Source organism: Pantoea sp. C2G6 (assembly GCF_051336815.1).
Taxonomy (GTDB): Bacteria; Pseudomonadota; Gammaproteobacteria; order Enterobacterales; family Enterobacteriaceae; genus Pantoea.
Map to the genome: position 1 here is coordinate 34,199 of NZ_JBGMNJ010000013.1, position 26,106 is coordinate 60,304.

Below are 26,106 nucleotides of genomic sequence, written 5' to 3' on the forward strand. Positions count from 1 at the left end.
TACAATTAACTCTATACGGCGCAGTTAACCAGCGCTTTATAGCGTTATTTTGCTGTGTCGCGAAATAAACATTAAACCCGAGGATGGGAGGTCTGCTATGAATAAAGACGAAGCCAGCGGCAACTGGAAACAGTTCAAAGGCAAAATGAAAGAGAAGTGGGGCAAGCTGACCGATGATGATATGCAGGTCATCGAAGGGAAACGCGATCAGCTGGTCGGTAAAATCCAGGAGCGTTACGGCTATGCGAAGGAAGATGCAGAGCGTGAGGTAACGGACTGGGAAGGTCAGAACAAAGACCACCGCTGGTAAACCTCAGCAGAGGATTCCTGCCCGCCGGCATTACCCGGCCGGCAAAGCACAGGGATGTGTGCTACCCTTTTTTTCCGCGCTTTTTCCCTTCGCTCTGATGATCGTGCTGGCAGCTTTCATGCTGAGTACAGGCTTCCACTTCCGCACAGTTGACACACAGGCCATGCGCCTCAATCACGCTATGCCGTAAGGCAAACTGCGCTTCTCCCGCCAGCGTCGCAATAATGTTTTCTACGCCCTGCGCCTGTTTCTCGGTAACCGCTGCACAGCGGTCACATACCAGCATCACCGAGGTATGCGCCGGGGCCTCGAAATGGTGACACATCACGTAGCTGTTGTTCGACTCCACCCGATGAATGAAACCCTGCTCCAGCAGAAACTCCAGCGCCCGATAGACGGTCGGCGGTTTCGCCTGCGGTTCACTGACCCGCAGCTGATCCAGCAGATCATAAGCGCTGATAGAGCCTGGCTGCTCGGCCATCAGGCGTAACACCTCAGCACGCTGCGAAGTCAGACGCACACCGCGTTGCAGGCACAGCTTTTCCGCCTGGGTCATAATTTGCTGTGAGGTCATGTTTGACATGAAAATTCTCCGCTGGATAAGTGATGTTATTTTATCACACAAAGGTTGCCGCTGCTGAGGTTGGTTTTTGTCTGATAAAACAGCACTATTTGCCTGAAAAAACAGCGATCAGGGCGTTTGCCTGCTCTTTTATACGGAATCTGACGACAAATCAGATCCATCGGCTGATGGCTTTAAGAGGAATTAACCGCCATTTTGCTTTGCATCTCACGGAGTTAAGCAGTAATGTTCAGAAAGACTTAAGCGAGGTCTGGTCTTATTCTTATTTCCTTCGCCTGGTCTGAACAATTACAACGTTTTTTTGATTGGAAAACATCCAATCCTTTGAATTAAGACACTGTTTCCTTTGAGTTCACAGCAATAAAGCGTTAGCTGACGTTCACAATATGGCTAACAAACTATTCAGTCGTTGAATGTTTCAACGGCTTATCTCAGTGAATTTCTCAGGTGATGGCAGGCAAATGGTGAAAAAATTCGCTCAACGTTCAGCGCTGATCTATCCCGCTGTATCGACCGCGCTTTTCCTCTCTTCTTCCGCCATGGCGGCAGGGACCTGGTATGATGCACGCAATGACGCCATGGGCGGCACCGGCGTCGCATCTTCTCTCTATGGCTCCGCGGTGCTGGCTAACCCGGCACTGATGACGCGGGCTAAACCTGACGACAGCGTCAGTATTATTTTTCCTTCAGCCGGTGTTCAGGTCACCGACAAAGATCATCTGATCGATAAAGTGGATGACATCACGGATACCGTGGATCGCTATCGCAACGTGCTTGGCAACCTGACGTTTGCCGATTATCTGCGTGGCTATCCCGAAGTACGTGCCGCTTCAGGCGATGTGGCCAATCAGCTCAGCGACTTACGCGGAAATAAAGCGGACGGCAGCGCCGGTGCGGCAGTGGCTGTCACCATCCCTAACGAAACGCTGCCATTCGCCTTTATCACCAAAGCCTACGGCACGGCGCATGTGCGTGCCAATGTGGTGCAGAGCGATATTGACTATCTGCGCGGCGTCGCTAACGGCACCGTGCTTCCCCGTCCAGGCGATCAAAATAACCTGCGCTCCAGTGCGAATGGCCTGGCTGCACTGAACACCGATTATGGTGTGGCGGTGGCGCATGAGTTCACCATCGCTGGTCAGCCGGTGTCGGTGGGTGTGACCCCGAAAGTGCAGAAAACCTGGCTCTATAACTACACCGCCAGCATTTACAACTACGACAAGAGCGACATCAACAATAGCCAGTATCGCAGCACCCATACCGGCTTTAACGTTGATGCCGGTCTGGCGACCACCTTTGCGGAAAACTGGACGCTGGGTGTCACCGGGCAGAACCTGATCTCCCGCGATCTGCAAACGAAAAAGGTTAACGGCTTCCGCGACACCTACCAGATCCGTCCACTGGTCACCACCGGTCTCGCCTGGGATAAAGGTCCGTTTACCGTCACCGGCGATGTCGATCTGACGGAAACCAGACGCTTCAAAACCCAGGAGAGCAGCCAGTACGCGGCGGTCGGTGCCGAATACCGTGTGCTTGACTGGTTGCAGCTGCGCGCGGGGTATCGGGCTGACATGCGTTCGAATGATGAAAATGTCGCGACCGCCGGTTTCGGCCTGTCACCGTTTAACAAGGCGGTGCATCTGGATCTGGCCGGTTCGGTCGGGGCAAACAACACCTGGGGCGCGATGGTGCAGCTGGGCTTTAATTTCTAATTTCTCCACCGGCTGTTCAGGGGCGGGCGATGCACTATCGCCCGCCCTTGTGTTATCCTTGCACAGAATTCCATCACTCTTACTTACCGGATTACCTGCGCTTCATGGCTAACTTCTCTTCGCAACGTTTCTCCATCGCCCCTATGCTCGACTGGACCGATCGTCACTGTCGTTATTTCCACCGTCAGCTGACCGGCGACACCCTGCTCTATACCGAAATGGTAACCACCGGCGCGATTATTCATGGCAAAGGGGATTACCTGGCGTACAGCGAGGCAGAGCATCCGGTGGCGTTGCAGCTCGGCGGCAGCGATCCGGCTGCGCTGGCGCAGTGCGCAAAGCTGGCTGAGCAGCGCGGCTACGATGAAATTAACCTGAATGTCGGCTGCCCCTCTGACCGGGTGCAGAATGGCCGCTTCGGGGCCTGCCTGATGGCTGAAGCGGATCTGGTCGCGGATGCGATCAAAGCGATGCGCGATGTGGTGTCGATTCCGGTGACGGTAAAAACCCGCATTGGCATTGATGAGCTGGACAGTTATCAGTTCCTGACCGATTTTATCGGCACGGTCGCCGGGCGCGGTGAATGCGAGACCTTTATTATCCATGCCCGCAAAGCCTGGCTCTCGGGTCTTAGCCCGAAAGAGAACCGCGAGATTCCCCCGCTGGATTATCCCCGGGTCTATCAGCTGAAACGTGACTTCCCGCATCTGACGCTCGCGCTCAATGGCGGTGTCAAAACGCTGGAAGAGGCAAAGACCCATCTGCAACATCTTGACGGCGTGATGATGGGGCGTGAGGCCTATCAGAACCCTGGCATTCTGGCGCAGGTCGATCAGCAGCTGTTTGGTCGCCAGCATCCGGTTGCCGATCCGGTCGCGGTGGTGCGCGCCATGTATCCCTATATCGAAGCGGAGCTGGCGAAGGGCACCTATCTGGGACACGTTACGCGCCATATGCTGGGGCTGTTCCAGGGGATCCCGGGCGCGCGTCAGTGGCGACGCCACCTGAGTGAAAATGCCCATAAGCCCGGGGCCGATGTCCGGGTGCTGGAAGCGGCGCTGGCGCTGGTGGCCGATAAAATCCCCCAGGAAGCCTGAACCCCTCACAACCAGCCTTAAGGGCTGGTTTTTTTTACGCCACTTCCTGGTGTTTTTCACCAGTGCTTAGCTGCGGTCTGTCAGAAAATTCCTTTAAAATCATCTATATAAAAGCTGGCGCGCATTTTGTAATGATCGTGGCAGTCGATGTTAATCAGGAGCGCTGAAGTGGAAATTTTATTCGTATTAGGCTTTTTTATGATGCTGTTGCTGACCGGCGTCTCGCTGCTGGGCGTGCTGGCAGCTCTGGTGGTGGCGACCCTGGTGATGTTTGTCGGGGGACTCTTTGCACTTGTTATCAAAGTGTTGCCGTGGCTGGTGCTGGCGGTGATCGCCGTCTGGCTCTATCGCGCTTTTTTTGGCGATCGTGAGGATCGGAATGCGCGCGAATGGCGCAAGCTCAAGCGCAGGATCAACAGCTTAGAGAAGAAAGGCTGGCGATAATTGCGGAGAAGATCACAGTGTGTGTGATTGTTCACCCTTCAGCCGCAATTAAACATATTTTTTACTTATCTTTTCTGGCAGGATGTCCCACGTCAAATCGATGTGCCATCGACTCGACACGAATTCATCGCCGCTGTCCCTACACCAGCGCGAACAAAAAATAAAAAAAGAAAAGGGCTTCCCGCGGGAAGCCCTTTTTGTTGCCTTTGAATCAGGGGATAAGCAGGCACGAACCCTGGGTGGCGCGGCTCTCCAGTTGCTGGTGCGCCTGGCGGGCCTCTTTCAGCGCAAACTTCTGCTGTTCCGGCACATCAACCTTGATCGCACCGCTGGCCAGCAGTGAAAAGAGTTCGGCGCTGGCGCTTTCCAGCTCCTGAAGGTTGGTGATGTAGCCAAACAGCGAAGGGCGGGTGACAAACAGCGAGCCTTTCTTATTCAGAATGCCCAGATCGATGCCGGTAACCGGGCCGGAGGCGTTGCCAAAGCTGACCATCAGGCCGTGACGGCGCAGCGAGTCGAGCGACGCTTCCCAGGTGTCTTTGCCCACGGAGTCATAGACCACGGCCACTTTTTTGCCGTCGGTGAGTTCGCTGACGCGCTGCGCAATGTCCTCTTCACGGTAGTTGATCGTCGCCCAGGCACCGGCACTCTTCGCCAGCGCCGCTTTTTCCGCTGAGCCGACGGTGCCAATCAGATGCGCACCCAGCGCTTTCGCCCACTGGCAGGCGATCAGGCCGACGCCGCCTGCGGCAGCGTGAAACAGGAAAGTCTCACCGGCGCTGACTTTATAGGTCTGGCGCAGCAGATACTGGGTGGTCAGCCCTTTCAGATAGCTGGCCGCCGCCTGCTCAAAGCCGATCGCGTCCGGCAGCGGCATCAGGCGATCTTCCGCCACATTATGCGCTTCGCTGTAAGCGCCGATCGACGCCAGACAATAGACCACCCGATCGCCCGGCTTAAAGCGCGTCACCTCACGGCCAACCCGCGCCACCACGCCCGCCGCTTCTGTCCCCAGCCCGGAGGGAAAGGCGCTGACCGGATAGAGCCCGCTGCGCACATAGGTGTCGATGTAGTTAATGCCGATGGCGCGATGCTCGACCTGCACCTCGTGGGCGGCAGGATCAGCCAGTTCAAAATCCCGCCACTCTAACACCTCTGGTCCGCCATGCGCGCTGAACTGAATACGCTTTGTCATTCTGACTCCTGTGATTGTTTCATCATGGGGGTGAGGCGCGCACCCCAACTAAGGTATACTTGCGCGTCCCCACAGAAGATCGGTAATGCATTCACTATGGCAGGAAATAAACCCACCAACAAATCGAACGAAACGCAGGATCGTCAGCTGGCCGGCGTAAAAATGCCGCCGCATTCGCTGGAAGCGGAGCAGTCGGTGCTCGGTGGGTTGATGCTGGATAACGAGCGCTGGGATAACGTCTCTGAGCGTGTCGTCGCGAATGATTTTTTCAACCGCTCGCACCGGCTGATTTTTTCAGAGATGCAGCGGCTGCTGGAAAACAGCCAGCCCATTGACCTGATTACCCTGTCGGAATCGCTGGAAACCCGCGGTGAGCTGGAGATGGCGGGCGGCTTCGCTTATCTGGCTGAGCTGGCGAAAAATACTCCCAGCGCGGCCAACATCGGCGCGTATGCGGATATTGTGCGTGAGCGCGCGGTGGTGCGCGAGATGATCTCCGTCGCTAACCAGATTGCCGATGCCGGTTATGATCCGCAGGGCCGCAACAGCGAGGAGCTGCTCGATTTCGCGGAGTCGAACGTCTTCAAAATCGCGGAAGAGCGCGCCAATAAAGATGCCGGCCCGAAAAACATTGAGCAGATCCTCGAAGCGACCGTCTCGCGCATTGAATCGCTCTACCAGACGCCACACGACGGCGTTACCGGCGTCGATACCGGCTATCAGGATCTGAATAAAAAGACTGCCGGCCTGCAACGCTCTGACCTGATTATTGTCGCGGCCCGTCCGTCGATGGGTAAAACCACCTTTGCGATGAATCTGTGCGAAAACGCCGCCATGTTGCAGGATAAGCCGGTGCTGATTTTCAGTCTGGAGATGCCCAGCGAACAGATCATGATGCGTATGCTGGCGTCGCTCTCCCGCGTCGATCAGACCCGCATTCGTACCGGCCAGCTGGATGATGAGGACTGGGCGCGCATCTCCGGCACCATGGGCATCCTGCTGGAAAAGAAGAACATGTACATCGATGACTCTTCTGGCCTGACACCGACCGAGGTGCGTTCGCGCGCCCGGCGTATCTACCGTGAAAACGGTGGCTTAAGCATGATTATGATCGACTACCTGCAACTGATGCGCGTGCCGTCGCTATCGGACAACCGTACGCTGGAGATCGCCGAGATATCCCGTTCGCTGAAAGCGCTGGCGAAAGAGCTGAATGTGCCGGTAGTGGCGCTGTCGCAGCTCAACCGCTCGCTGGAGCAGCGCGCCGATAAACGCCCGGTCAACTCGGATCTGCGTGAGTCGGGCTCGATCGAGCAGGATGCGGATTTGATCATGTTTATCTATCGCGATGAGGTCTACCACGAAAACAGCGATCTCAAAGGGATCGCCGAGATCATCCTGGGTAAACAGCGTAACGGACCGATCGGCACGGTGCGCCTGACCTTTAACGGCCAGTGGTCGCGCTTCGACAACTACGCCGGTCCGCAATACGACGACGAATAATCCCCTGTAAACCTCGTCATGCACGATCTGTGCATGACGGCTCGCATCATCAGAAAATAGTGTTGGACAACCTCTCCGCTTATCGGGTTATCTGTAACAAAGCGACGCCTGACCCCGATGTGGAAACGGAATGACTCACGTAGACGATTACGACCTTAAAATCCTCACCTTATTACAATCTAATGGCCGTCTGACCAACCAGGAACTCAGCGATCTGGTGGGTCTCTCCGCCTCACAATGTTCCCGCCGCCGCATTAACCTGGAGCAGGCCAGACTGATCCTCGGCTACCACGCCCGCCTTTCGCCCGATGCGATTGGGCTGGGGATGGTCGGCCTGATTGAGGTGCGCCTGATTAATCACACCGCCGAATATGTCGCCAGCTTTCACCGGATGGTCGAGCAGGAAGAGGCGATTGTCGATGCCTATAAAACCACTGGCGACGCGGACTATCTGCTGAAAGTGGCGGTGGCCGATCTCAACTCGCTTAGCGCGTTAATCAGTCAGTTAGTCGCGGGTCACCAGAGCGTCGCCCATGTGAAAACCTCGGTGGTGCTGGGAAGACTGAAAGAGAACGGGCTGATGATGAGCTCCGAACCTGCGGCGCGCTAAAAAGGTGCGCGCTGTGCAATTCTGGTGCACACTGGCGGCAGTTAATGCAAAGAGTACGCATCAGAACAGGGTTTAATGCATAGGTTGACGGTTCTGACCCGACTGAAAGCAGAAAAACCTGAGATAAATCATCTTGCAGATCAACGGGATGATCGCGGGCAGCCGGTTGAGGCTGTGACGATGGTGCGTTTCTTGCAGAAGAACCGCACCATTTTCACTGAGAAAAGCCCCATGGATAACATCGCAGAACCTACCCGCGTCCCGCATTCGCGCATTGAAGATGCGCTGGCGATGGTGCTCGGCACCCTGATGGTCTCGTTCGGCGTCATCATGCTGAAGCAGGCGGGGGCGCTGACCGGCAGCACCGCCGGTATCGCCTTTCTGATCAGCTACCTCTCGCCGCTCTCGTTTGGCAGCGCCTTTTTCCTGATCAATATTCCCTTTTACTGGCTGGCGGTAAAACGCATGGGCTGGGAATTTACCCTGAAAACCTTCTGCGCCGTCGGGCTGGTGTCACTGTTTACCCAGCTCCACCCGCTGTTTGTTCACTTTTCTGACCTTAACCCCTTCTATGCGACATTGTTCGGTAACGTCATCATGGGGATCGGGTTTATAGTGTTGTTTCGCCATAAGGCGAGCCTGGGCGGCATCAATATTCTGGCGCTGTGGCTACAGGATCGTTCTGGCATCCGCGCGGGAAAACTGCAAATGGCGGTTGATACCTGCGTGGTGCTGGCCTCTCTGTTTGTGGTCAGCGCGCCAATCCTGCTCGCCTCCATCGCAGGCGCCGTGATCCTCAATCTGATTATTGCAATGAACCACCGTCCGGGACGCTATCGGGTTTAATCCGCTTCACCCCTCTGGACCAATCATGGAGACCTACACCGTGTTTCAAAACGTTGATGCCTATGCTGGCGATCCGATTCTGTCGTTGATGGAAGCCTTTAAACAGGACCCGCGCGAGCACAAAGTTAACCTCAGTATCGGGCTCTATTACGACGAGCAGGGCATCATCCCGCAGCTCAAGGCCGTGGCAGCTGCCGAAGAGCAGATCTATGCTGAGCCGCATCAGGCGTCGCTCTATCTGCCAATGGAAGGGCTGAACAGCTACCGTAGCGCGATTGCGCCGCTGCTGTTTGGTGCCGATCATCCGGTGTTAAAAGCGGGCCGTATCGCCTCGATTCAGACGCTGGGCGGTTCTGGCGCGCTGAAAGTGGGCGCGGATTTCCTGAAGCGCTACTTCCCGCAGTCGGCGGTCTGGGTCAGCGATCCCACTTGGGAAAACCACGTCGCGATTTTCAATGGCGCCGGTTTTGAGGTGAACAGCTATCCCTGGTATGACGCTGAGACCCACGGCGTGCGGTTTGATGCCTTTATCAGCACCCTGAAAACCCTGCCCGCGCAGAGCATCGTCCTGCTGCATCCCTGCTGTCATAACCCGACCGGTGCAGATCTGACCGATGCGCAGTGGGATCAGACCGTTGAGGTGCTGAAAGCGCAGCAGCTGATCCCATTCCTGGACATCGCCTATCAGGGCTTTGGTGCCGGTATGGAGCAGGATGCTTACGCGCTGCGTGCGGTCGCCGCCGCGGGCCTGCCCGCGCTGGTCAGCAACTCCTTCTCGAAAATCTTCTCGCTGTATGGCGAGCGCGTCGGCGGTCTGTCGGTTATCTGTGACAGCGCGGAAGAGTCGGCGCGGGTACTGGGTCAGCTGAAAGCGACCGTTCGCCGCAACTACTCCAGCCCGCCGAATTTCGGTGCGCAGGTGGTGGCGCGTGTCCTCAACGATGAGGCGCTGAAAGCGAGCTGGCTGGCGGAAGTGGAGGCGATGCGTCTGCGTATTCTGGCGATGCGCCAGTCGCTGGTGGAGGTGCTGAACACCGCTCTGCCGGGCAAAAACTTCGACTATCTGCTGAAGCAGCGTGGCATGTTCAGCTACACCGGCCTGAGCGCGCAGCAGGTCGATCGCCTGCGCAACGAGTTCGGCATCTATCTGGTGGGCAGTGGCCGCATGTGTGTCGCCGGTCTGAACAGCAAAAATGTGCATCAGGTGGCGGAAGCCTTTGCGGCGGTGATGTAACCGCGCCGCCTGCTGTGAAAAAACCGCCAGCCCTGTCTGGCGGTTTTTTTATGGGTCAGGGTTTACCTTTCAGCGACATGCTGCACACTTAAACGGGATAACCGTTTCAGGGAACAGACTATGTGGCATCAACAAACGATTACGCTGAAGGCGAAATCACGCGGGTTTCATCTGGTCACCGATGAGATTGTCGGGGGGATCAGCGGGCTGCGCGAGGTGAAAACCGGCCTGCTGCATCTGCTGTTGCAGCACACCTCGGCGTCGCTAACCTTAAATGAGAATTGCGACCCGACGGTGCGCAGCGATATGGAGCAGCATTTCATGCGCAACGTGCCGGAAAACGCCGCCTATCAGCATGACTATGAGGGGCGCGATGATATGCCCGCCCACATCAAATCTTCCATCTTAGGGGTTTCGCTGTTGTTGCCGGTTCAGCGCGGCAGCCTGGTGCTGGGCACCTGGCAGGGTATCTGGCTGGGCGAACATCGTATTGATGGCGGCGCAAGGCGGATTGTCGCCACGTTACAGGGGGAAACCGGATGAATAACTCAGACTTACTGACCTACTGCATGAACAAGCCTGGCGCGGAGCAGAGCGTCCACAGTGACTGGAAGGCGACGCAGATTAAAAGCCACGGCGTGCTGTTTGCGATGGTGCATGAGGTAAAAGGGCGGCCAGCGGTCTCGCTGAAATCGACGCCCGCGCTGGCGGAGTTACTGCGTGAGGAGCATAGCGACATCATTCCCAGCGAGCATCTCAACCGCTCACACTGGAGCACGCTGTTTCTCGACGGTTCGCTGAAGGATTCGCAGATTTACTATCTGATCGACGCCTCCTATGAACAGGCTGCCAGCGTCAGATAGGCGGCAATAAAAAACCCTTTTCCGTGCGGAAGAGGGTTAACAGCGTACCATTACGCGGCTGAAGATTCGCGTAAGGTGTTGATGTCGATAACAAAGCGGTATTTCACATCGCTTTTCAGCATCCGCTCGTAGGCTTCGTTGATCTGATCCATCGCAATCAGTTCAATGTCTGAGGTGATGCCATGCTCGCCACAGAAGTCGAGCATCTCCTGAGTTTCGGCGATGCCACCAATCAGGGAACCGGCGATGCTGCGGCGTTTGAAGATCAGGTTAAACACCTGCGGTGCCGGGTGATCGTGCTCCGGTGCGCCGACCAGCGTCATATTGCCATCCAGCTTCAGCAGGGTGATGAACGGGTTGAGGTCGTGCTGCGCCGCCACGGTGTTGAGAATAAAGTCGAAGCTGTTAGCGTGCTGCGCCATCTGCTCAGGATCTTTGGAGATCACCACTTCATCGGCACCCAGGCGTTTGCCATCTTCAATTTTTGACGGCGAGGTGGTGAACAGCACCACATGCGCACCCATCGCATGGGCAATTTTCACGCCCATATGGCCAAGACCGCCGAGGCCGACGATACCCACTTTCTTGCCCGGACCGACATTCCAGTGACGCAGCGGAGAGTAGGTGGTGATACCGGCACACAGCAGCGGCGCGACGCCCGCCAGTTCCAGATTCTCAGGAATGCGCAGCACAAAGCTCTCATCGACGACCATGGATGTTGAGTAGCCGCCGTAGGTGATGGCGCCGGTTTCGCGATCTTCACCGTTATAGGTGCCGACAAAACCGTTTTCGCAATACTGCTCCAGACCCTGCTGACAGCTCGGACAGCTGCGGCAGGAGTCAACCATGCAGCCTACGCCGACCAGATCGCCAACTTTATATTTCTGAGTCTGTGGGCCAACAGCGGTGACGCGGCCGACAATTTCATGTCCCGGCACCACAGGAAAAATGGTGTTCTTCCACTCATTACGGGCCTGATGCAGGTCTGAGTGGCAAACGCCACAGAACAGCACTTCAAGCTGAACGTCATGGGCGCGCAGCTCACGCGGCTTAAAATCGAACGGTGCCAGTTTGGATTTTGCATCCTGAGCAGCATACGCATGCGTAATATTCATGGTGTCTCCAGTTTCGATGTGTCGTGAGTGTTTTTCGATGATGTGCGGCAGCCAGGGCTGCGGCAAAAACAGGGCGACGCGACGTGCGTGCCAAAGAGGAACCGCTTAAGGATAGTCAGCGCAGGGAAAAGCGTATATGCCTATACATGTCTGAATCTTGCCTGATTCTGCATTTCTCTGGCTGAACTGACAGTGGGCAAAAAAAAGGCCCGCACGCGGCGGGCCTGGAGGAATTACTTCGCTAACAGCGGTTTCAGGAAGCGCGCGGTATGTGATTTCTCACACTCCGCCACGGTTTCTGGCGTCCCGGCGATCAGAATCTCACCGCCGCCGCTGCCGCCTTCCGGGCCGAGATCGACAATCCAGTCGGCGGTTTTGACCACGTCGAGATTGTGCTCAATCACCACAATGGTGTTGCCCTGGTCGCGCAGCTGATGCAGCACTTCCAGCAGTTGCTGAATATCGGCAAAGTGCAGACCGGTGGTTGGCTCATCCAGAATATAGAGCGTCTGACCGGTGCCACGCTTCGACAGCTCACGCGCCAGCTTGACGCGCTGCGCTTCACCGCCGGAGAGGGTGGTGGCGGACTGACCGAGGCGGATGTAGGAGAGACCGACATCGATCAGCGTCTGTAGCTTCCGCGCCAGCGCCGGCACCGCATCAAAGAACTCACGCGCCTCTTCGATGGTCATCTCCAGCACTTCGTGAATGCTCTTGCCCTTGTACTTCACTTCCAGCGTTTCGCGGTTATAGCGTTTGCCTTTGCACTGATCGCACGGCACATAGATGTCCGGTAAAAAGTGCATTTCGACCTTCAGCACGCCATCGCCCTGACAGGCTTCACAGCGTCCGCCGCGCACGTTAAAGCTGAAGCGGCCAGGGTTGTAACCGCGTGAACGCGCTTCCGGCACGCCCGCAAACAGCTCACGCACCGGGGTGAAGATGCCGGTGTAGGTGGCCGGGTTAGAGCGCGGGGTACGACCGATCGGGCTCTGGTCGATGTCGATCACCTTGTCGAAGTGCTCCAGACCCGCTACTTCGCGATAAGGTGCCGGTTCGGCGATGGTGGCACCGTTCAGCGCCCGCTGCGCAATCGGGAACAGCGTGTCGTTGATCAGGGTCGATTTACCTGAACCGGACACGCCGGTGATGCAGGTGAAGAGTCCGACCGGCAGCGTCAGCGTCACATCCTTGAGGTTGTTACCACGCGCGCCGGTAATCTTCAGCACTTTAGAGGGATCGCCTTTGACACGCGCCTGCGGCACGGCAATTTCACGTTTGCCACTCAGGAACTGGCCGGTGAGTGACGCTTCCTGCGCCATAATCTCATCAACGGTGCCTTCCGCCACCACCTGACCGCCATGCACCCCGGCACCCGGACCGATGTCGATAACATGGTCTGCGGCGCGGATTGCATCTTCATCGTGCTCAACCACAATCACGGTATTACCGAGATCGCGCAGGTGGATCAGGGTGCCGAGCAGACGCTCGTTATCGCGCTGATGCAGGCCGATAGAGGGCTCATCCAGCACATACATCACACCGACCAGACCGGCACCGATCTGGCTGGCCAGACGAATACGCTGCGCTTCACCGCCGGAGAGGGTTTCCGCCGAGCGTGACATCGACAGGTAGTTCAGGCCGACGTTCACCAGGAAGCTCAGGCGATCGCCAATCTCTTTCAGCACTTTCTCAGCGATCTGCGCCCGCTGACCGCTGAGTTTCAGATTTTCAAAGAAGGACATCGCATGGCCGATGCTCATCTCAGAGATGGTTGGCAGCGTGGTGTTCTCCACGTAGACGTGGCGGGCTTCGCGACGCAGACGGGTGCCTTCACAGCTGGCACAGGCGCGGTTGCTGATAAACTTCGCCAGCTCCTCACGCACCGCCGAAGATTCGGTCTCTTTGTAGCGGCGCTCCATGTTATTGAGCACCCCTTCAAACGGATGGCGGCGTACCGAGGTGTCACCGCGATCGTTGATGTACTTAAATTCGATGCTCTCTTTGCCTGACCCATACAGGATCACTTTCTGCACGTTGTCTGGCAGGCTGCCGAATGACGCCTCGATGTCAAAATCGAGGTGTTCCGCCAGCGAACGCAGCATCTGGAAATAGTAGAAATTGCGGCGATCCCAGCCACGGATCGCGCCACCCGCCAGCGAAAGCTCCGGGTTCTGCACCACGCGCTCAGGATCGAAATATTGCTGCACGCCGAGGCCGTCACAGGTGGGACAGGCGCCCGCCGGGTTGTTAAACGAGAACAGGCGCGGCTCCAGCTCGCTCATGCTGTAACCACAGATTGGGCAGGCGAAGTTCGCGGAGAAGAGCAGCTCTTCCGCCTCGCTGTCATCCATATCCGCCACGATAGCGGTGCCGCCCGACAGCTCCAGCGTGGTTTCAAACGACTCCGCCAGACGTGTCGCCAGGTCGTCACGTACTTTGAAGCGGTCAATCACCACTTCAATGGTGTGCTTCTTCTGGAGTTCGAGTTTCGGCGGGTCCGACAGGTCACACACTTCGCCGTCGATACGCGCGCGGATATAGCCCTGGGTCGCCAGGTTCTCCAGGGTTTTGGTGTGTTCACCTTTGCGATCTTTCACCACCGGCGCCAGCAGCATCAGACGGCGGCCTTCCGGCTGGGAGAGCACCTGATCGACCATCTGGCTGACGGTCTGCGCCGCCAGCGGTACGTTATGATCCGGGCAGCGCGGCTCGCCTACGCGGGCAAACAGCAGGCGCAGGTAGTCATGGATCTCGGTGATGGTTCCCACCGTCGAGCGCGGGTTATGCGAGGTCGATTTCTGCTCAATGGAGATCGCGGGCGACAACCCTTCGATATGATCGACGTCCGGTTTCTCCATTAAAGAGAGAAACTGGCGCGCATAGGCAGAGAGCGACTCCACATAGCGGCGCTGACCTTCCGCGTACAGCGTATCAAACGCCAGTGAGGATTTACCGGAGCCCGAAAGGCCGGTTACCACAATGAGTTTGTCGCGTGGGATGGTCAGGTTGATGTTTTTCAAATTATGGGTGCGGGCACCACGAACTTCGATCTTATCCATTCACCTTTCCCGGATTAGCAGCACTCACCGTATCCTGCGACACGGCCAGAAGAAACGCATCAGTATGGCACAAAAAATAGACTGAATAAATATCCAGTACTCTCTGGCTGCCCAGCACTGAGGATTAAATCTGGAACCCCGCTCTAAAGTGGGAAACAGTCAGCAGGACGTGTTAGAATTGATCGATTAGACTGTACGAATTAACTCATCGGGAGACAGCAACATGGCCAGTCGTGGCGTTAACAAAGTGATTCTTGTCGGGAATCTGGGTCAGGATCCGGAAGTACGTTACATGCCCAATGGTGGCGCTGTTGCCAACATTACGCTGGCGACTTCTGAGAGCTGGCGCGACAAGCAGACCGGTGAAAACAAAGAGATCACCGAGTGGCACCGTGTGGTGCTGTTTGGCAAACTGGCTGAAGTGGCAGGCGAATACCTGAAAAAAGGGTCGCAGGTCTACATCGAAGGCCAGCTGCGCACCCGTAAATGGCAGGATCAGGGCGGCCAGGAACGTTACACCACGGAAGTGGTGGTCAACGTGGGCGGCACCATGCAGATGCTGGGTGGCCGTCAGCAGGGCGGTAACGCCGGTGCTCCAGCAGGTGGCGGCGCGCAGGGCGGTGGCAACAACAATGGCTGGGGTCAGCCGCAGCAGCCGCAGGGCAACAACAACCAGTTCAGTGGCGGCGCGCAGTCTCGTCCGCAGCAGCAGCCACAGAGCGCACCGGCCAGCAACAACAACGAACCACCAATGGATTTTGACGACGATATTCCGTTCTGATCCGGTGGCCGTAAGGTGTCCGATAAAAAGCCCGCTGTGCGGGCTTTTTTTATGGGCGGCGTTTTGCGGCGCGTGTGCGGGCGATTACTGCCATTCAGCCAGAATAGCCTGCGTGCTCATCACGCGCGGTTCGTTGCCGGGGATCAGCAGCGAGGCCCACACCTCATTATGCTGGCCAATCAGCTGTTCGGCGCTGGCCCAGCGGCGGTCCGCGGTGGTGTGGGCGTCGGCGGCGACGGTGATGCGATAGCCTGCACTGGCACCCACTTTGAGGGTGGTATCCACGCAGTAGTCGGTGGCGCAGCCGCACACGACAAACTCCGTAATCTCCAGCCGCTCCAGCAGCGCGGCCAGCCCGGTCTGCCAGAAACTGTCGCAGGCGGTTTTACTGATAAAATGTGCCCCGGCAGGCTGAATCAGCTCCGGCAGCAGATCAAAGGAGGCATGACCAGGGCTCATGGTATTTTCACGGTGCTGAATGAACAGCGTGCTATCGGCGCAGGCGGTCAGACGATTAATCTGCGCCACCCGTCCTGCTCTGTCGAAACGTGGGGTGCTGAACACCCCGTTTTGCATATCGATAACCATAACCGCGCGTTGTGCCATACGCCCTCCTGATGCATAGTGAAAAAAGCAGTGTTGCCTCAGCGCAGAGGAAGCGCAATCGCTTTTGGTTGCGGCCCGCGGTCAGGCGTGCTGAACCGCCCGGATCAGATAAGGAGAGCGAAGTGGAAGGCGTACCGGCTATTTTCCCCTGCGAGAAAGATCGCGCCCGGTTTCAGCAACTCTCCGGGCTGCCCGGCGTCGAGCTCTATCAGGCCCACATCTCCCGCTACGCTTTTGAACCCCATACCCATGAAGCCTTTGGCATCGGCACCATTGAAGCCGGGGCCCAGCGCTTTCGCTATCGCGGCACCGAATATACCGCACCGGCAAACTCACTGGTGATGATGAACCCGGATGAGCTGCACACCGGCGAGTCCGCCTGCGCCGACGGCTGGCGCTACCAGATGATCTACATACAGCCGCAGCTGATGGATGAGCTGACCGGCGATCGCGGCTGGTGGTTTAACGAGGCGCTGCTGACCGATCCCCGGCTGGCGCAGCCGCTCTCCCGTACTCTGGCCGCCCTGTGGCAGGCGGAGTCGGAGCTGGCGCGTCAGGGGCTGCTGTCTGAACTGCTGTTACAGATCCGGCCGCTGGCGCGGATGTCGTCGCCGGCCGCCCCGCAGGCGCGCCACCGTTTTGATCAGGTGCGCGACTTTCTGCGGGCGAACCTGGCGGAACCGGTACGGCTGGAGCAGTTAGCCGCGCTGGTGTCACTCTCGCCGTGGCATTTCTTGCGCGCCTTCCGCCAGCACTACCACGTGACGCCACATCAGATGCTGATGGCTTTCCGGCTCTACGAGGCCAAACAGCGACTGGCGCGCGGTGAAGCCGCCGCCAGCGTCGCGGCGGCGGTGGGATTAACCGATCAGGCGCATCTGACCCGCGCGTTCGCCAACCGCTACGGCATCACGCCGGGACGCTATCAGAAGCAGGTTTTCCAGCCCTGAAATACCGCAATCTGCTACAAGCATTCCCCGCCAGCGTTCGCCACACTGCGGCAAAACCGTATACAGGAATCGATTATGTTTGCTGGCGTCATGTTTGCTGTCACCGCCGGAGTGCTGTGGGGACTGATCTTTGTCGGGCCGTTGCTGGTGCCCGATTATCCGGGCACGCTGCAATCGGCAGGGCGCTATGTGGCGTTTGGTCTGATTGCGCTGCCGCTCGCCTGGCATGAGCGGCACCGGCTGCAACAGCTGGCGCGGGCTGACTGGCGTGAGGCGATAAAACTCTCGCTGGTGGGAAATCTGCTCTATTACGCTTTTCTCGCCAATGCCATTCAGCGCACCGGCGCACCGGTCTCCACCATGATTATCGGCACGTTGCCGGTGGTGATCGCCGTTACCGCCAATCTCTGTTATGGCCATCTTGAAGGTCGCCTTCCCTGGCGACGGCTGCTGCCGGCGCTGCTGCTCATGACAGCCGGGCTGCTATGCGTGAACGCGGCGGAATTACAGCATCAGGGCGCGAGGCTCGATCTGAGCCGCTACCTCACCGGTATCGTGCTGGCACTGCTGGCGGTGGTCTGCTGGACCTGGTATCCGCTGCGCAATGCCCGCTGGCTGCGCACCCATCCCGGTCTGCGGCCAGGCACCTGGGCGACAGCCCAGGGGATAGTGACGCTGCCAATGGCGCTGATCATGTACGCGCTGGTCAGCGCGCAGATCGCCTGGCAACAGCCCGATTTTTCGCTGCCGTTTGGCCCGCGTCCGGCGGTATTTATCTCGCTGATGCTGGCGATTGGTCTGCTCTGCTCCTGGCTGGGTGCCCTGTGCTGGAACGCGGCCAGCCAGCGGCTGCCCACCGTATTAATGGGACCGCTGATTGTTTTCGAGATCCTGTTTGGCCTGTTGTGGACTTTTGTCTGGCATCAAAACTGGCCGCCGGCGCTCACCGTTGCTGGCATAATTTGTCTGATGGCTGGGGTGCTGTGGGCGATGCGAATCAAGCCGCAGCCGCTGGTAGTGGCGATAAGCGACTAAAGCGCCAGGATCGACAAAACCTCACGCCCGCGCGGAGCACCCGCCGCGCGGCTTTTTAAGATTAAACCGCATTCCGATTTGCCTGCGATCAGACAGATTTCTGCCGCGAAATCGATTTCATGCAGCGCACCTTGCGTTGCGGTCCGTCACCTCTCCCCTGATTTCCCGCTTCAGCACGGGTAAACCGCCCACTTTTATGGTCGCTCTTTGCGCCTGAGCCACGGATTACTGGTCAGATTTCGCTCATTACCCAGGCTCAATTCAGCGATATTATGGAGATTATGCTTTTATCCGCCGCTTTTCATTGCGGTATGGCCCTGAGAAAAGCGGACGAAAAACCACTATTAACTTCACTCATTGATAAATGAGTAAGAAAAAGCCGCCGCTGCGTTTTTAATTAAATATTAATCTCTGGCATCAATGATGCGCAATGAAGAGGGTAGGCAGGGGGGTAATTTACATTAGTGATAAGGAGCAATAAACTATTTTTCCCGGATTAATCCTGGAGCGAATTTTACCGTTAACCTATAGCAGGGAATTAAAAGCGGAGCCGCAAAGAGAGAGGTTAGATCCATCATTAACTTAAAGCGCGTATCGTTATTTCTGAAGAGATGTTTAAATCAGCTTAATGAAAGTCAGCCGATTTCGTTCCGATGATTAGCAGGGCTTACCTGAAAAACAGGAGGTCCCAACCCCGCCGGAACGGGATTGGGAAAGGGGAAAGTGGCGTAGAATGCGAGACTTTTGCTGTTGTGAATCAATTTTACCGCAAAAAAAGAAGCTTAGCCGTGAAGCCATTCATTAGTTATAAATGGAGCGGAAAAGGGTGCCGCAATTGTCCTGTTAAATGATCTTCATCTCTTCTGGTAAGAACAAATCTCAGCGTTAAGTCTAAAAAGCGCGGTAGCATTGGGCTTAGCGATTCTCGGTACCAGAGGGATAATGGTAAACGCTGCGGCTGATGTCGAGCAGACGGCAGCTTCGGCGGGTACCGATGTCAAAAGTGCTTTGCAGAAAATCGACCGCCTGACGCTTTTCATTAGTGGTAAAGAAGTGCTTCAGAACGCTTTGCAGCATCTCTTTATCCGCGTTCAGGGTTTGCAGTTCACGGGTGAGGCTCTGTAATTTCTCCTCCATCTCTTTGATTTTTCTGCCTTCTTCCGAAGACAGCCCAGAAAACTTCTTTTTCCAGCTATAGAACGTTGCTTCAGAGATACCCAGTTCTTCACAAATCTCTCTGACTTTAACGCCCGATTCAGAAGCTTTAATGGCATTTGTGATTTGATCTTCGCTGTATCGTGACTTTCTCATAAATGCTCTTACCTTTCTTATCGATTAATGGATGAGAATGACTTTAATAATTCCTGGCACTGTTAGTTTCTATTAATGCAGTATTAAAGTGTGCGAATTGAATTGCGAAGCCTAAATTAAGATATTTAGAATAAATATCATCATGGGATAAATCTTATTTTATTCTTATCGGGTGGGCGTACCTTCCTGGAGGCGGGTTTTTGTTATAAATTCATCGCATCCTGAATACGAAAAAATTCTACGTACACTGGATATTTAGCATAACTGACTTGATTAATATGGCGGTTATGACTCTTGCGGGTTGGTTTATTTTCAGCCTGAAATCGTTTCCATTTGAAGTGATTCGCACCAGATATAATAAGAATAATCCTGAATTCACTCTTCGGATCACGCTTTACATCTCAATTTTCGGACCAGTTTGGTCTGAAGTCTTACATTTTCGCCAGGCCCACTGCGCGCTTATTAATTCGTTACAGGGATGTTGTACCGAAGCGGTTGTAGTTGAGTAATACTAAGGACGAGTCGATGAAATTGAGCGTAATGTCTAATGCCGCCTGGATGATGTCTGAGAAGATCATCTCCGTTTTTGGCGTCATTTTTGTGACGTCTTACGTGGCTAAATCCTTTGGCCCGACAGTGTTTGGCCAGATGGCGTTTTCTACCTCACTTTTTGCCATGGTGCAGACCGTGGCTATCTTTGGCACCGAAACCATTCTGTTTAAGCGCGTCAGTAAAAATGCGTCGAAAGGCTTACGCCTGATGACCATCGCCCGCACGCTGCGGATGGTGTTATTACTGGTCACTTCGATACCAGTATTAATCTGGGTCTGGTACAACATGCAGGAAAATTTCCTGGCATTTGCACTGGCCTCATTTGTTGCCTCGGTGTTTGTCACCCAGGACACCTTCAGCGTTTATAACAACGCGCGCCTGGCGTCGCGGCTCAACACCATCGCCAACGCCGTGGGTATGCTGCTGAGTTTCGCCATTAGCTTCACCATCGCCTGGCTGCGGCTTAATCCGCTCTGGCTGACGCTGTCGATTGTGGCGGTGACGTTGGTGCCTTATCTGATCAAGCGTCACAACTTCTATCAGGAGCATCAGGATCAGATGCCGCCACGCGAAAAGCGTACCGCCTATCTGCGCTACCTGATGTATGCCGGTCTGCCGCTGGCGATCTCCAGCATCTTTATCTCGGTGCAGGTGAAAGCCGCGCAGATGTTCCTGGCCGGCACCGCTCCGGCGCGCGATCTCGGCCTGTTCGCCGCCGCCAATACCATTTCTGCCTCCTGGATTTTTATTCCGGTGGCGCTGATCACCTCCTGCTTCACTGAGATTTTCAGGGAGCGCGGTGAGGTCGCCATTAAGCTGGCTGCGCGGCTGAATGGCTATGTGATGGGTGTTTCACTGCTGATGCTGCTTGTTATCTCCCTCTATGGCGAGCGGATCATCATCGCGTTGTATGGACCGGAATACACACAGTCAGGAAGTCTCATTACGTTGCTGTCGATAGCGACCAGCTTTTCGGCAATGGGGACGGTAGCGTATCGCTACATGGTCAAAGAGGGAGGATTTAACTACCTGCTGAGGAAAATCATCTGCCTGATGGTGATCAGTCTGCCGCTCTCGTGGTGGCTGATCCAGAGCCACGGCATCATGGGGGCCGCGTGGAGCGTTTTCCTTTCAGAACTTTTGTCCCTGACCGTAATGAATTACTTCTTTAAAAACGGCGTCATTCAAAAGATTCAGGTTTCCTCACTCAACTACAAAACCTACAAATGAGGTCAGATATGCTCAAGTTGAAAGAAGAACTCAGAAGAAGTGTGCAGTACTTTATTAAGAAGATGCCCTGGGCTTATCAGGACCGCATCTACTACTTCCATAAGTTCAGAAAGCTGCCCAATCTGCGTCAGCCGAAAGTGTTCAACGAAAAGGTGCTGTACCGTAAGTTTATCTTTGGCGATTACCAGAACTACGGTCGCCTCTCTGATAAATACTCGGTGCGCGAATTCATTGCTGAGAAAATCGGTAATGAATACCTGATCCCGCTGGTACACGAAACCACGGACCCGACCACGCTGAACAGCTTACCCTGCTGGAAAGGAACGGTGATCAAGCCGAACCACGCCTCCAACATGGTGGAGATTCTGCTGGAGGAGCCAGACGCCCTGCGTAAGCAGCAGATTATTCACGACTGCTACCGCTGGCTGAAGACCGACTTCGCCAACGAAGCGCGTGAGATTCACTATCGCTACATCAAGCCACGCATTCTGGTGGAGAAGTACATCGGGGATGGCAAAAGCGCGCCGATCGATTACAAGTTTCATATGTTCAACAAGCGTGATGGCCGGTTTGAATATGTGTTGCAGGTGATCTACAACCGCTGTCAGCCGCTGCTGTCGATGAATTTCTACGTGAATAACCTCAATGAGGCTTATCACAAAATTCGTGACACCGGGCTGGATGTCTCACCGATACTGCCGTCACTGGAGCAGGCGCTCGAACTGAGTAAAAAGCTGGCCAGTGATTTCGACTATGTGCGTGTGGACTGGTATATCCATGACGAACAGATTTACTTCGGCGAGCTGACCTTCACCCCAGGTGCAGGGCTGGTAACCGGCTTAGATCGCGGTTTAAATCAGATGATGGGAGATATGTGGATTCAGGACCGCCGCGGAACGCAGAGCCCGGGCGTGACAGTGCAGGATGTGAATATCCCTGCCATGTTGAAGAAAATTTAAGCACACACAGCAATATAAAAAACCCCGCTTCGCGGGGTTTTTTATGCGCAAAATCAGGGCATCGGCCAGTCAGCGGGCGCCTGGCTCATCGCGTCAATAAAGGCGTGCCTGGAGATAGCCAGGAAGTTATGCAGGTCAGCCATGCTCAGGGTAATCCCCATCAGGCCGGTGACAAACCAGCAGGTCATGCCTAAACCGATTCCACCACACATAAAGGCCATCACGTGACGGCTCTCCTGGCGAAGTTTCGTTTTCAGGGTGCTGGCGAAAAACATCATCACTGCGCTCAGCAACTCCCAACGCATAACAAACAGACTGGCGGTTAACGTAGCCATCGGCCGGACCTCAATATCAGTAAGTATTCCTGACAAGCTGCGGACATCACCGGCGGCGCAAAAGTGTGTCAGGGAGTCCTTTTCCGCCGTCAACCCAGGTTCAAAGTGTGACTTGGGTCACATTATATCAGCGGTTTCTTAAATATTGAACAAAATTTGACTCTGGTATGGCAGATCGGGGCGGGGGAAGAGCTGAGCAGAAAGAAAAGCGGAGCATTCAGCCCGCTGCGCCCGCGAAGGGGCGCAGCTGACGTTTAACGGACCGGACAGCACTCGCCAGTGGTGCGCTGGGTGAAGCTGGCCATGCCGTCGCTGCGGCCATAGTTCAGCAGGCGAGGGCGCTGAATCGCCTGACGGCGCATGGCGTGACGGTAGGCGGTAGGCGTCTGGGAAAACTGACGACGGAACACGCGGGAGAAGGTCTGCTGCGAGTCATAGCCATACTGCATCGCAATATCAAACACCGGACGCTGCGTCTGGCAGAGCGCCTCCGCGGCCAGCGTCAGACGGCGCTCACGAATATATCCACCCAGCGTCTGTTTCGTCACGGTACGGAACATACGTTGCAGATGCCATTTCGAGTAGCCCGATTTGGCGGCCACCTCATCTATCGACAGGCTTTTATCGAGGTTCTCGTCAATCCAGTGCGTCAGGGAATGAATGATCTCTTCTTGCATCATGGCCTCATCCTTCTGGTGCTTAATCAGTGATAAAGGGAGTTTAGTCGTTTTGATGGAGAGCGAGTATAATTCCTCAAGTTAACTTGAGGTAAAGAGCCTGATGAAAAAAGAACGCAACTATCCCAAACCGGTGTTAACGCCGGGTGAAGTGGCGCGCCGCAGCGGTGTGGCGGTCTCGGCGCTGCACTTCTATGAAACCAAAGGGCTGATTTTCAGCAGCCGCAACAGCGGCAATCAGCGGCGTTACAGCCGTGACGTGCTGCGGCGCGTCGCCATTATCAAGATTGCCCAGCGTATTGGCATCCCGCTGGCAACGGTCAGCGAGAGCCTGGACCATATCCCGCCCAATAAGCGGATGTCGACGCTGGAGTGGGACGCGCTGACGCAGCACTGGCGCGAGGAGCTGGACAAGCGCATTGAAACCCTGACCCGCCTGCGCAATGACCTGGATGGCTGTATTGGCTGCGGCTGTTTGTCGATGCGCGACTGCCCGCTGCGCAATCCCGGCGACCGGCTGGGTCAGCAGGGTTCCGGCGCGGTGCTGCTCGACCCGGAACAGGACGATAAACATCCTGACGCGGAGTGACGTCTATACTGGAGGGAGGTTAAAACACAGGGAATCATGATGATCACCGTTCACCATCTTGAACAATCGCGCTCGCAGCGGGTGCTGTGGCTGCTGGAAGAGCTGGAAGTGCCGTACCAGATTAAGCGCTATCAGCGCGAACCGACCATGCTGGCACCGGAGGCGCTTAAAAAGGTCCATCCGCTGGGCAAATCCCCGGTGATCACCGACGGAAACCGGGTGGTGGCGGAGTCGGGTGCCATCCTCGAATACCTGGCAGAGAAATATGACCATGAATCGCGGCTGACCGTCACCGATGAAGAGGCGCGTTTGCAGTGTCGTTACTGGCTGCACTACGCCGAAGGGTCGCTGATGCCGCTGCTGGTGATGAAGCTGATCTTTGGTCAGATGGGCAAAGCGCCGGTGCCGTGGCTGCTGCGTCCGGTGGGGGCGGCATTTGGTAAAGGGGTGCAGAAAGCCTTTATCGATAAACAGCTGAAGCCCCATATGCAGATGATCGAACAGCATCTGGCGGCGAATCCGTGGTTTGCCGGTCAGCGCCTCACCATCGCCGATGTTCAGATGAGCTTCCCCCTGCTGGCGCTGGCGCGACGAGCCGGTTTAGCCCAGATGCCCGCCACGGAGCAGTGGCTGCAAACCGTGCAGCAGCGCGCCGCCTGGCAGCGGGCCATCGCCCAGGGCGGTGAAATTTCTCTGCCGGGTTAACGCTCTCTTCGTCCGGCGCACCCGGTTTTATCCCGGCTGCGCCGCTGTCCACTGCCGCAAAAATATCTGTGATTTCAGGACGCCAGCCCGGTTCCGCCGCCTCTGCCGTGGCCCGCGCCTGATCTTTATGCTGAATAATCTCCCTCTGACAGTTGAAAATGTGCCGGTAAAGGCCGGATAATCGTTTGCCTTTTTATCTGGCGGTCGATTGACGGCCAACTATCTGCGGCAAGGTAAACGTTTGCCTGGCGGCTTAGCCCGGCCAGTCCGTCACGTTTACCCGCTAATTCCAGGGAGCGCGAGGGCCGCAGCGCATTTCACACAACAAAAATTTTTGAGGCTCAACTATGTCAACTGAATCACGCCCGGCCAGTGGAAAACTGGACGCCTGGTTCTCCATATCCCTGCGTGGCAGCAGCGTGCGTCAGGAAATTCTGGCCGGACTCACCACCTTTCTGGCGATGGTCTACTCGGTGATCGTGGTGCCGGGGATGCTCGGCAAAGCGGGCTTTTCCCCCTCCGCGGTATTTGTCGCCACCTGTCTGGTCGCCAGCTTTGGCTCAATCATTATGGGGCTGTGGGCCAACCTGCCGATGGCGATTGGCTGCGCCATCTCGCTGACCGCCTTTACCGCGTTCAGCCTGGTGCTGGGTCAGCACATCAGCGTGCCAGTGGCGCTGGGGGCGGTGTTCCTGATGGGCCTGCTGTTTACCCTGATCTCGGTAACCGGCATACGCGCCTGGATCCTGCGTAACCTGCCGATGGGCGTGGCGCACGGCACCGGCGTCGGGATTGGCCTGTTTCTGCTGCTGATCGCGGCGGATGGCGTCGGCCTGGTGATAAAAAACCCGGCACCGGGTCTGCCGGTGGCGCTGGGTCACTTCACCACCTTCCCGGTGATGATGACGCTGCTGGGGCTGGCGGCGATTTTTGGCCTGGAGAAGCGGCGGGTGCCGGGCGGCATTCTGCTGACGATTATCGCGATTTCGCTGCTCGGGCTGATCTTCGATCCGGCGGTGACTTATCAGGGGCTGTTCGCGCTGCCGAGCCTGCGGGATGCTGGCGGTCAGTCGCTGCTGTTCAGCCTGGATATTGTGGGGGCGATGCAGCCGGTGGTGCTGCCAAGCGTGCTGGCGCTGGTGATGACGGCGGTGTTTGACGCCACCGGCACCATTCGCGCCGTGGCGGGTCAGGCGAACCTGCTGGATAAGCAGGGCCAGATTATCAACGGTGGCCGGGCGCTGACCACCGACTCCCTCAGCAGCCTGTTTGCCGGTCTGGTTGGCGCGTCGCCGGCGGCGGTCTATATCGAATCGGCGGCGGGAACCGCGGCGGGCGGTAAAACCGGTCTGACCGCGATTGTGGTCGGCCTGCTGTTTCTGCTGATCCTGTTTATGTCGCCGCTGGCTTATCTGGTGCCCGCCTACGCCACCGCACCAGCCCTGATGTATGTGGGGCTGCTGATGCTCAGCAACGTGGCGAAAATCGACTTTAATGATTTTGTCGATGCGATGTCGGGCCTGTTAACCGCGGTGATTATCGTGCTGACCTGTAACATTGTGACCGGCATTATGATCGGCTTCGCCAGCCTGGTGGTGGGGCGACTGTTTGCCGGTGAATGGCGTAAGCTCAATGTCGGCACCGTGGTGATTGCCGCTGCGCTGGTGGCGTTTTACGCCGGTGGCTGGGCGATCTGACTGTCTGACCGGGCGTGCCGCGGCGCGTCCGGTATTTTCCACTTTTTTCCCCGCGTCGCACGCGAAGCTGACCATCTTCCTGCCGGTTTGTTTTACACTTTAGCG

Annotated in this window: 27 protein-coding genes; 19 read left to right on the forward strand and 8 right to left on the reverse strand. The window is 56.3% G+C overall.

Annotation, left to right across the window (positions count from 1 at the left end; genetic code table 11):
- The first annotated feature begins 97 nt into the window (after window positions 1-97).
- The gene (locus tag ACCW71_RS15960; RefSeq protein ID WP_436373072.1) at window positions 98-310 is read left to right on the forward strand and encodes a CsbD family protein; all 213 of its coding nucleotides are present in this window, start codon (window positions 98-100) and stop codon (window positions 308-310) included.
- A gap of 61 nt (window positions 311-371) precedes the next feature.
- Here ACCW71_RS15960 and zur read toward each other — a convergent pair whose 3' ends face one another.
- Window positions 372-893, reverse strand: coding sequence for a zinc uptake transcriptional repressor Zur (gene zur / locus ACCW71_RS15965; RefSeq protein ID WP_436373074.1), 522 nt, complete (start codon window positions 891-893; stop codon window positions 372-374).
- Between the two features lie 23 nt (window positions 894-916).
- On the opposite strand from zur, the gene ACCW71_RS15970 reads away from it, so the two are divergent.
- The 4 genes from ACCW71_RS15970 (at window position 917) to pspG (ending at window position 4,146) form a co-directional block, all read left to right on the forward strand.
- A complete protein-coding gene (locus ACCW71_RS15970; protein WP_436373076.1) occupies window positions 917-1,177 on the forward strand; it encodes a hypothetical protein in 261 nt (86 codons plus the stop codon).
- A 177-nt stretch (window positions 1,178-1,354) separates the two neighbouring features.
- Complete coding sequence (locus ACCW71_RS15975) at window positions 1,355-2,605, forward strand: conjugal transfer protein TraF (RefSeq protein ID WP_436373077.1); 1,251 nt, start codon at window positions 1,355-1,357, stop codon at window positions 2,603-2,605.
- A gap of 104 nt (window positions 2,606-2,709) precedes the next feature.
- Complete coding sequence (dusA, locus tag ACCW71_RS15980) at window positions 2,710-3,702, forward strand: tRNA dihydrouridine(20/20a) synthase DusA (RefSeq protein WP_436373079.1); 993 nt, start codon at window positions 2,710-2,712, stop codon at window positions 3,700-3,702.
- A 168-nt stretch (window positions 3,703-3,870) separates the two neighbouring features.
- Window positions 3,871-4,146, forward strand: a complete 276-nt coding sequence (gene pspG / locus ACCW71_RS15985; RefSeq protein ID WP_436373081.1) for an envelope stress response protein PspG — start codon at window positions 3,871-3,873, stop codon at window positions 4,144-4,146.
- 211 nt (window positions 4,147-4,357) lie between these two features.
- Here the strand turns inward: pspG and ACCW71_RS15990 are convergent, their stop codons facing one another.
- Window positions 4,358-5,341 carry a quinone oxidoreductase gene (locus tag ACCW71_RS15990; RefSeq protein WP_436373082.1) on the reverse strand — a complete coding sequence of 328 codons (984 nt, stop codon included), beginning with the start codon at window positions 5,339-5,341 and terminating at the stop codon, window positions 4,358-4,360.
- Window positions 5,342-5,437: 96 nt separating this feature from the next.
- Between ACCW71_RS15990 and dnaB the strand changes: the two genes are divergently transcribed.
- The 6 genes from dnaB to ACCW71_RS16020 all read left to right on the forward strand — a co-directional run bounded on the left by dnaB (window position 5,438) and on the right by ACCW71_RS16020 (window position 10,397).
- Window positions 5,438-6,844: a replicative DNA helicase gene (gene dnaB / locus ACCW71_RS15995; RefSeq protein WP_436373084.1), complete on the forward strand. Its 1,407-nt coding sequence runs from the start codon at window positions 5,438-5,440 to the stop codon at window positions 6,842-6,844.
- Between the two features lie 130 nt (window positions 6,845-6,974).
- Window positions 6,975-7,454 (forward strand): Lrp/AsnC family transcriptional regulator, encoded by a 480-nt coding sequence (locus ACCW71_RS16000; RefSeq protein ID WP_436373085.1) that lies wholly within the window; start codon window positions 6,975-6,977, stop codon window positions 7,452-7,454.
- 231 nt (window positions 7,455-7,685) lie between these two features.
- Window positions 7,686-8,300 carry a YitT family protein gene (locus ACCW71_RS16005; protein WP_436373087.1) on the forward strand — a complete coding sequence of 205 codons (615 nt, stop codon included), beginning with the start codon at window positions 7,686-7,688 and terminating at the stop codon, window positions 8,298-8,300.
- A gap of 40 nt (window positions 8,301-8,340) precedes the next feature.
- Window positions 8,341-9,534: an aromatic amino acid transaminase gene (locus tag ACCW71_RS16010; protein WP_436373204.1), complete on the forward strand. Its 1,194-nt coding sequence runs from the start codon at window positions 8,341-8,343 to the stop codon at window positions 9,532-9,534.
- Window positions 9,535-9,654: 120 nt separating this feature from the next.
- Complete coding sequence (locus tag ACCW71_RS16015) at window positions 9,655-10,077, forward strand: secondary thiamine-phosphate synthase enzyme YjbQ (RefSeq protein WP_436373088.1); 423 nt, start codon at window positions 9,655-9,657, stop codon at window positions 10,075-10,077.
- On the forward strand, window positions 10,074-10,397 hold the full coding sequence (locus tag ACCW71_RS16020) for an MmcQ/YjbR family DNA-binding protein (protein ID WP_436373090.1): 324 nt from the start codon (window positions 10,074-10,076) through the stop codon (window positions 10,395-10,397). Before ACCW71_RS16015 ends, ACCW71_RS16020 begins: the two co-directional genes overlap by 4 nt.
- Window positions 10,398-10,447: 50 nt before the next feature.
- Here ACCW71_RS16020 and ACCW71_RS16025 read toward each other — a convergent pair whose 3' ends face one another.
- Together ACCW71_RS16025 and uvrA are read right to left on the reverse strand one after the other, a co-directional pair.
- A complete protein-coding gene (locus tag ACCW71_RS16025; protein ID WP_436373091.1) occupies window positions 10,448-11,512 on the reverse strand; it encodes an NAD(P)-dependent alcohol dehydrogenase in 1,065 nt (354 codons plus the stop codon).
- Between the two features lie 233 nt (window positions 11,513-11,745).
- On the reverse strand, window positions 11,746-14,574 hold the full coding sequence (uvrA, locus tag ACCW71_RS16030) for an excinuclease ABC subunit UvrA (RefSeq protein WP_436373093.1): 2,829 nt from the start codon (window positions 14,572-14,574) through the stop codon (window positions 11,746-11,748).
- A gap of 223 nt (window positions 14,575-14,797) precedes the next feature.
- On the opposite strand from uvrA, the gene ssb1 reads away from it, so the two are divergent.
- The gene (ssb1, locus tag ACCW71_RS16035) at window positions 14,798-15,355 is read left to right on the forward strand and encodes a single-stranded DNA-binding protein SSB1 (RefSeq protein ID WP_033734905.1); all 558 of its coding nucleotides are present in this window, start codon (window positions 14,798-14,800) and stop codon (window positions 15,353-15,355) included.
- 84 nt (window positions 15,356-15,439) lie between these two features.
- Here ssb1 and ACCW71_RS16040 read toward each other — a convergent pair whose 3' ends face one another.
- Window positions 15,440-15,961 carry an isochorismatase family protein gene (locus ACCW71_RS16040; RefSeq protein WP_436373095.1) on the reverse strand — a complete coding sequence of 174 codons (522 nt, stop codon included), beginning with the start codon at window positions 15,959-15,961 and terminating at the stop codon, window positions 15,440-15,442.
- A 122-nt stretch (window positions 15,962-16,083) separates the two neighbouring features.
- Between ACCW71_RS16040 and ACCW71_RS16045 the strand changes: the two genes are divergently transcribed.
- Both ACCW71_RS16045 and ACCW71_RS16050 read left to right on the forward strand, forming a co-directional pair.
- Window positions 16,084-16,911, forward strand: a complete 828-nt coding sequence (locus tag ACCW71_RS16045) for an AraC family ligand binding domain-containing protein (protein WP_436373096.1) — start codon at window positions 16,084-16,086, stop codon at window positions 16,909-16,911.
- 75 nt (window positions 16,912-16,986) lie between these two features.
- On the forward strand, window positions 16,987-17,946 hold the full coding sequence (locus tag ACCW71_RS16050; protein ID WP_436373098.1) for a DMT family transporter: 960 nt from the start codon (window positions 16,987-16,989) through the stop codon (window positions 17,944-17,946).
- A gap of 915 nt (window positions 17,947-18,861) precedes the next feature.
- On the opposite strand, the gene ACCW71_RS16055 is transcribed toward ACCW71_RS16050, so the two are convergent.
- On the reverse strand, window positions 18,862-19,257 hold the full coding sequence (locus tag ACCW71_RS16055) for a transposase (protein ID WP_436373100.1): 396 nt from the start codon (window positions 19,255-19,257) through the stop codon (window positions 18,862-18,864).
- A 525-nt stretch (window positions 19,258-19,782) separates the two neighbouring features.
- Between ACCW71_RS16055 and ACCW71_RS16060 the strand changes: the two genes are divergently transcribed.
- Together ACCW71_RS16060 and ACCW71_RS16065 are read left to right on the forward strand one after the other, a co-directional pair.
- Window positions 19,783-21,039 carry an oligosaccharide flippase family protein gene (locus ACCW71_RS16060; protein ID WP_436373101.1) on the forward strand — a complete coding sequence of 419 codons (1,257 nt, stop codon included), beginning with the start codon at window positions 19,783-19,785 and terminating at the stop codon, window positions 21,037-21,039.
- Window positions 21,040-21,047: 8 nt separating this feature from the next.
- Window positions 21,048-21,998: an ATP-grasp fold amidoligase family protein gene (locus ACCW71_RS16065; protein WP_436373103.1), complete on the forward strand. Its 951-nt coding sequence runs from the start codon at window positions 21,048-21,050 to the stop codon at window positions 21,996-21,998.
- Window positions 21,999-22,051: 53 nt separating this feature from the next.
- On the opposite strand, the gene ACCW71_RS16070 is transcribed toward ACCW71_RS16065, so the two are convergent.
- Together ACCW71_RS16070 and soxS are read right to left on the reverse strand one after the other, a co-directional pair.
- Window positions 22,052-22,333: a YjcB family protein gene (locus ACCW71_RS16070; protein WP_436373104.1), complete on the reverse strand. Its 282-nt coding sequence runs from the start codon at window positions 22,331-22,333 to the stop codon at window positions 22,052-22,054.
- Between the two features lie 254 nt (window positions 22,334-22,587).
- Window positions 22,588-23,013 carry a superoxide response transcriptional regulator SoxS gene (soxS, locus tag ACCW71_RS16075; protein ID WP_436373106.1) on the reverse strand — a complete coding sequence of 142 codons (426 nt, stop codon included), beginning with the start codon at window positions 23,011-23,013 and terminating at the stop codon, window positions 22,588-22,590.
- Window positions 23,014-23,113: 100 nt separating this feature from the next.
- Here soxS and soxR point away from each other — a divergent pair, with 100 nt between their 5' ends.
- The 3 genes from soxR to ACCW71_RS16090 all read left to right on the forward strand — a co-directional run bounded on the left by soxR (window position 23,114) and on the right by ACCW71_RS16090 (window position 26,001).
- The gene (soxR, locus tag ACCW71_RS16080; protein WP_436373107.1) at window positions 23,114-23,599 is read left to right on the forward strand and encodes a redox-sensitive transcriptional activator SoxR; all 486 of its coding nucleotides are present in this window, start codon (window positions 23,114-23,116) and stop codon (window positions 23,597-23,599) included.
- 39 nt (window positions 23,600-23,638) lie between these two features.
- Window positions 23,639-24,304, forward strand: a complete 666-nt coding sequence (locus tag ACCW71_RS16085; protein WP_436373205.1) for a glutathione S-transferase family protein — start codon at window positions 23,639-23,641, stop codon at window positions 24,302-24,304.
- A 347-nt stretch (window positions 24,305-24,651) separates the two neighbouring features.
- Window positions 24,652-26,001, forward strand: coding sequence for an NCS2 family permease (locus ACCW71_RS16090; RefSeq protein WP_436373109.1), 1,350 nt, complete (start codon window positions 24,652-24,654; stop codon window positions 25,999-26,001).
- The last annotated feature ends 105 nt before the right edge of the window (window positions 26,002-26,106 follow it).

Coding starts and splice junctions, on each gene's coding strand:
- ACCW71_RS15970 (WP_436373076.1), top strand. CDS start 917: ATGTTATTTTATCACACAAAGGTTGCCGCTGCTGAGGTTGGTTTTTGT.
- ACCW71_RS16085 (WP_436373205.1), top strand. CDS start 23,639: ATGATCACCGTTCACCATCTTGAACAATCGCGCTCGCAGCGGGTGCTG.
- ACCW71_RS16050 (WP_436373098.1), top strand. CDS start 16,987: ATGTTTGCTGGCGTCATGTTTGCTGTCACCGCCGGAGTGCTGTGGGGA.
- ACCW71_RS16055 (WP_436373100.1), bottom strand. CDS start 19,257: ATGAGAAAGTCACGATACAGCGAAGATCAAATCACAAATGCCATTAAA.
- dusA (WP_436373079.1), top strand. CDS start 2,710: ATGGCTAACTTCTCTTCGCAACGTTTCTCCATCGCCCCTATGCTCGAC.
- ACCW71_RS16090 (WP_436373109.1), top strand. CDS start 24,652: ATGTCAACTGAATCACGCCCGGCCAGTGGAAAACTGGACGCCTGGTTC.
- ACCW71_RS16040 (WP_436373095.1), bottom strand. CDS start 15,961: ATGGCACAACGCGCGGTTATGGTTATCGATATGCAAAACGGGGTGTTC.
- ssb1 (WP_033734905.1), top strand. CDS start 14,798: ATGGCCAGTCGTGGCGTTAACAAAGTGATTCTTGTCGGGAATCTGGGT.
- ACCW71_RS16000 (WP_436373085.1), top strand. CDS start 6,975: ATGACTCACGTAGACGATTACGACCTTAAAATCCTCACCTTATTACAA.
- ACCW71_RS16025 (WP_436373091.1), bottom strand. CDS start 11,512: ATGAATATTACGCATGCGTATGCTGCTCAGGATGCAAAATCCAAACTG.
- ACCW71_RS16070 (WP_436373104.1), bottom strand. CDS start 22,333: ATGGCTACGTTAACCGCCAGTCTGTTTGTTATGCGTTGGGAGTTGCTG.
- ACCW71_RS16020 (WP_436373090.1), top strand. CDS start 10,074: ATGAATAACTCAGACTTACTGACCTACTGCATGAACAAGCCTGGCGCG.
- zur (WP_436373074.1), bottom strand. CDS start 893: ATGTCAAACATGACCTCACAGCAAATTATGACCCAGGCGGAAAAGCTG.
- ACCW71_RS16065 (WP_436373103.1), top strand. CDS start 21,048: ATGCTCAAGTTGAAAGAAGAACTCAGAAGAAGTGTGCAGTACTTTATT.
- ACCW71_RS16005 (WP_436373087.1), top strand. CDS start 7,686: ATGGATAACATCGCAGAACCTACCCGCGTCCCGCATTCGCGCATTGAA.
- soxS (WP_436373106.1), bottom strand. CDS start 23,013: ATGATGCAAGAAGAGATCATTCATTCCCTGACGCACTGGATTGACGAG.
- ACCW71_RS16015 (WP_436373088.1), top strand. CDS start 9,655: ATGTGGCATCAACAAACGATTACGCTGAAGGCGAAATCACGCGGGTTT.
- uvrA (WP_436373093.1), bottom strand. CDS start 14,574: ATGGATAAGATCGAAGTTCGTGGTGCCCGCACCCATAATTTGAAAAAC.
- dnaB (WP_436373084.1), top strand. CDS start 5,438: ATGGCAGGAAATAAACCCACCAACAAATCGAACGAAACGCAGGATCGT.
- ACCW71_RS15990 (WP_436373082.1), bottom strand. CDS start 5,341: ATGACAAAGCGTATTCAGTTCAGCGCGCATGGCGGACCAGAGGTGTTA.
- soxR (WP_436373107.1), top strand. CDS start 23,114: ATGAAAAAAGAACGCAACTATCCCAAACCGGTGTTAACGCCGGGTGAA.
- ACCW71_RS16060 (WP_436373101.1), top strand. CDS start 19,783: ATGAAATTGAGCGTAATGTCTAATGCCGCCTGGATGATGTCTGAGAAG.
- ACCW71_RS15975 (WP_436373077.1), top strand. CDS start 1,355: ATGGTGAAAAAATTCGCTCAACGTTCAGCGCTGATCTATCCCGCTGTA.
- ACCW71_RS15960 (WP_436373072.1), top strand. CDS start 98: ATGAATAAAGACGAAGCCAGCGGCAACTGGAAACAGTTCAAAGGCAAA.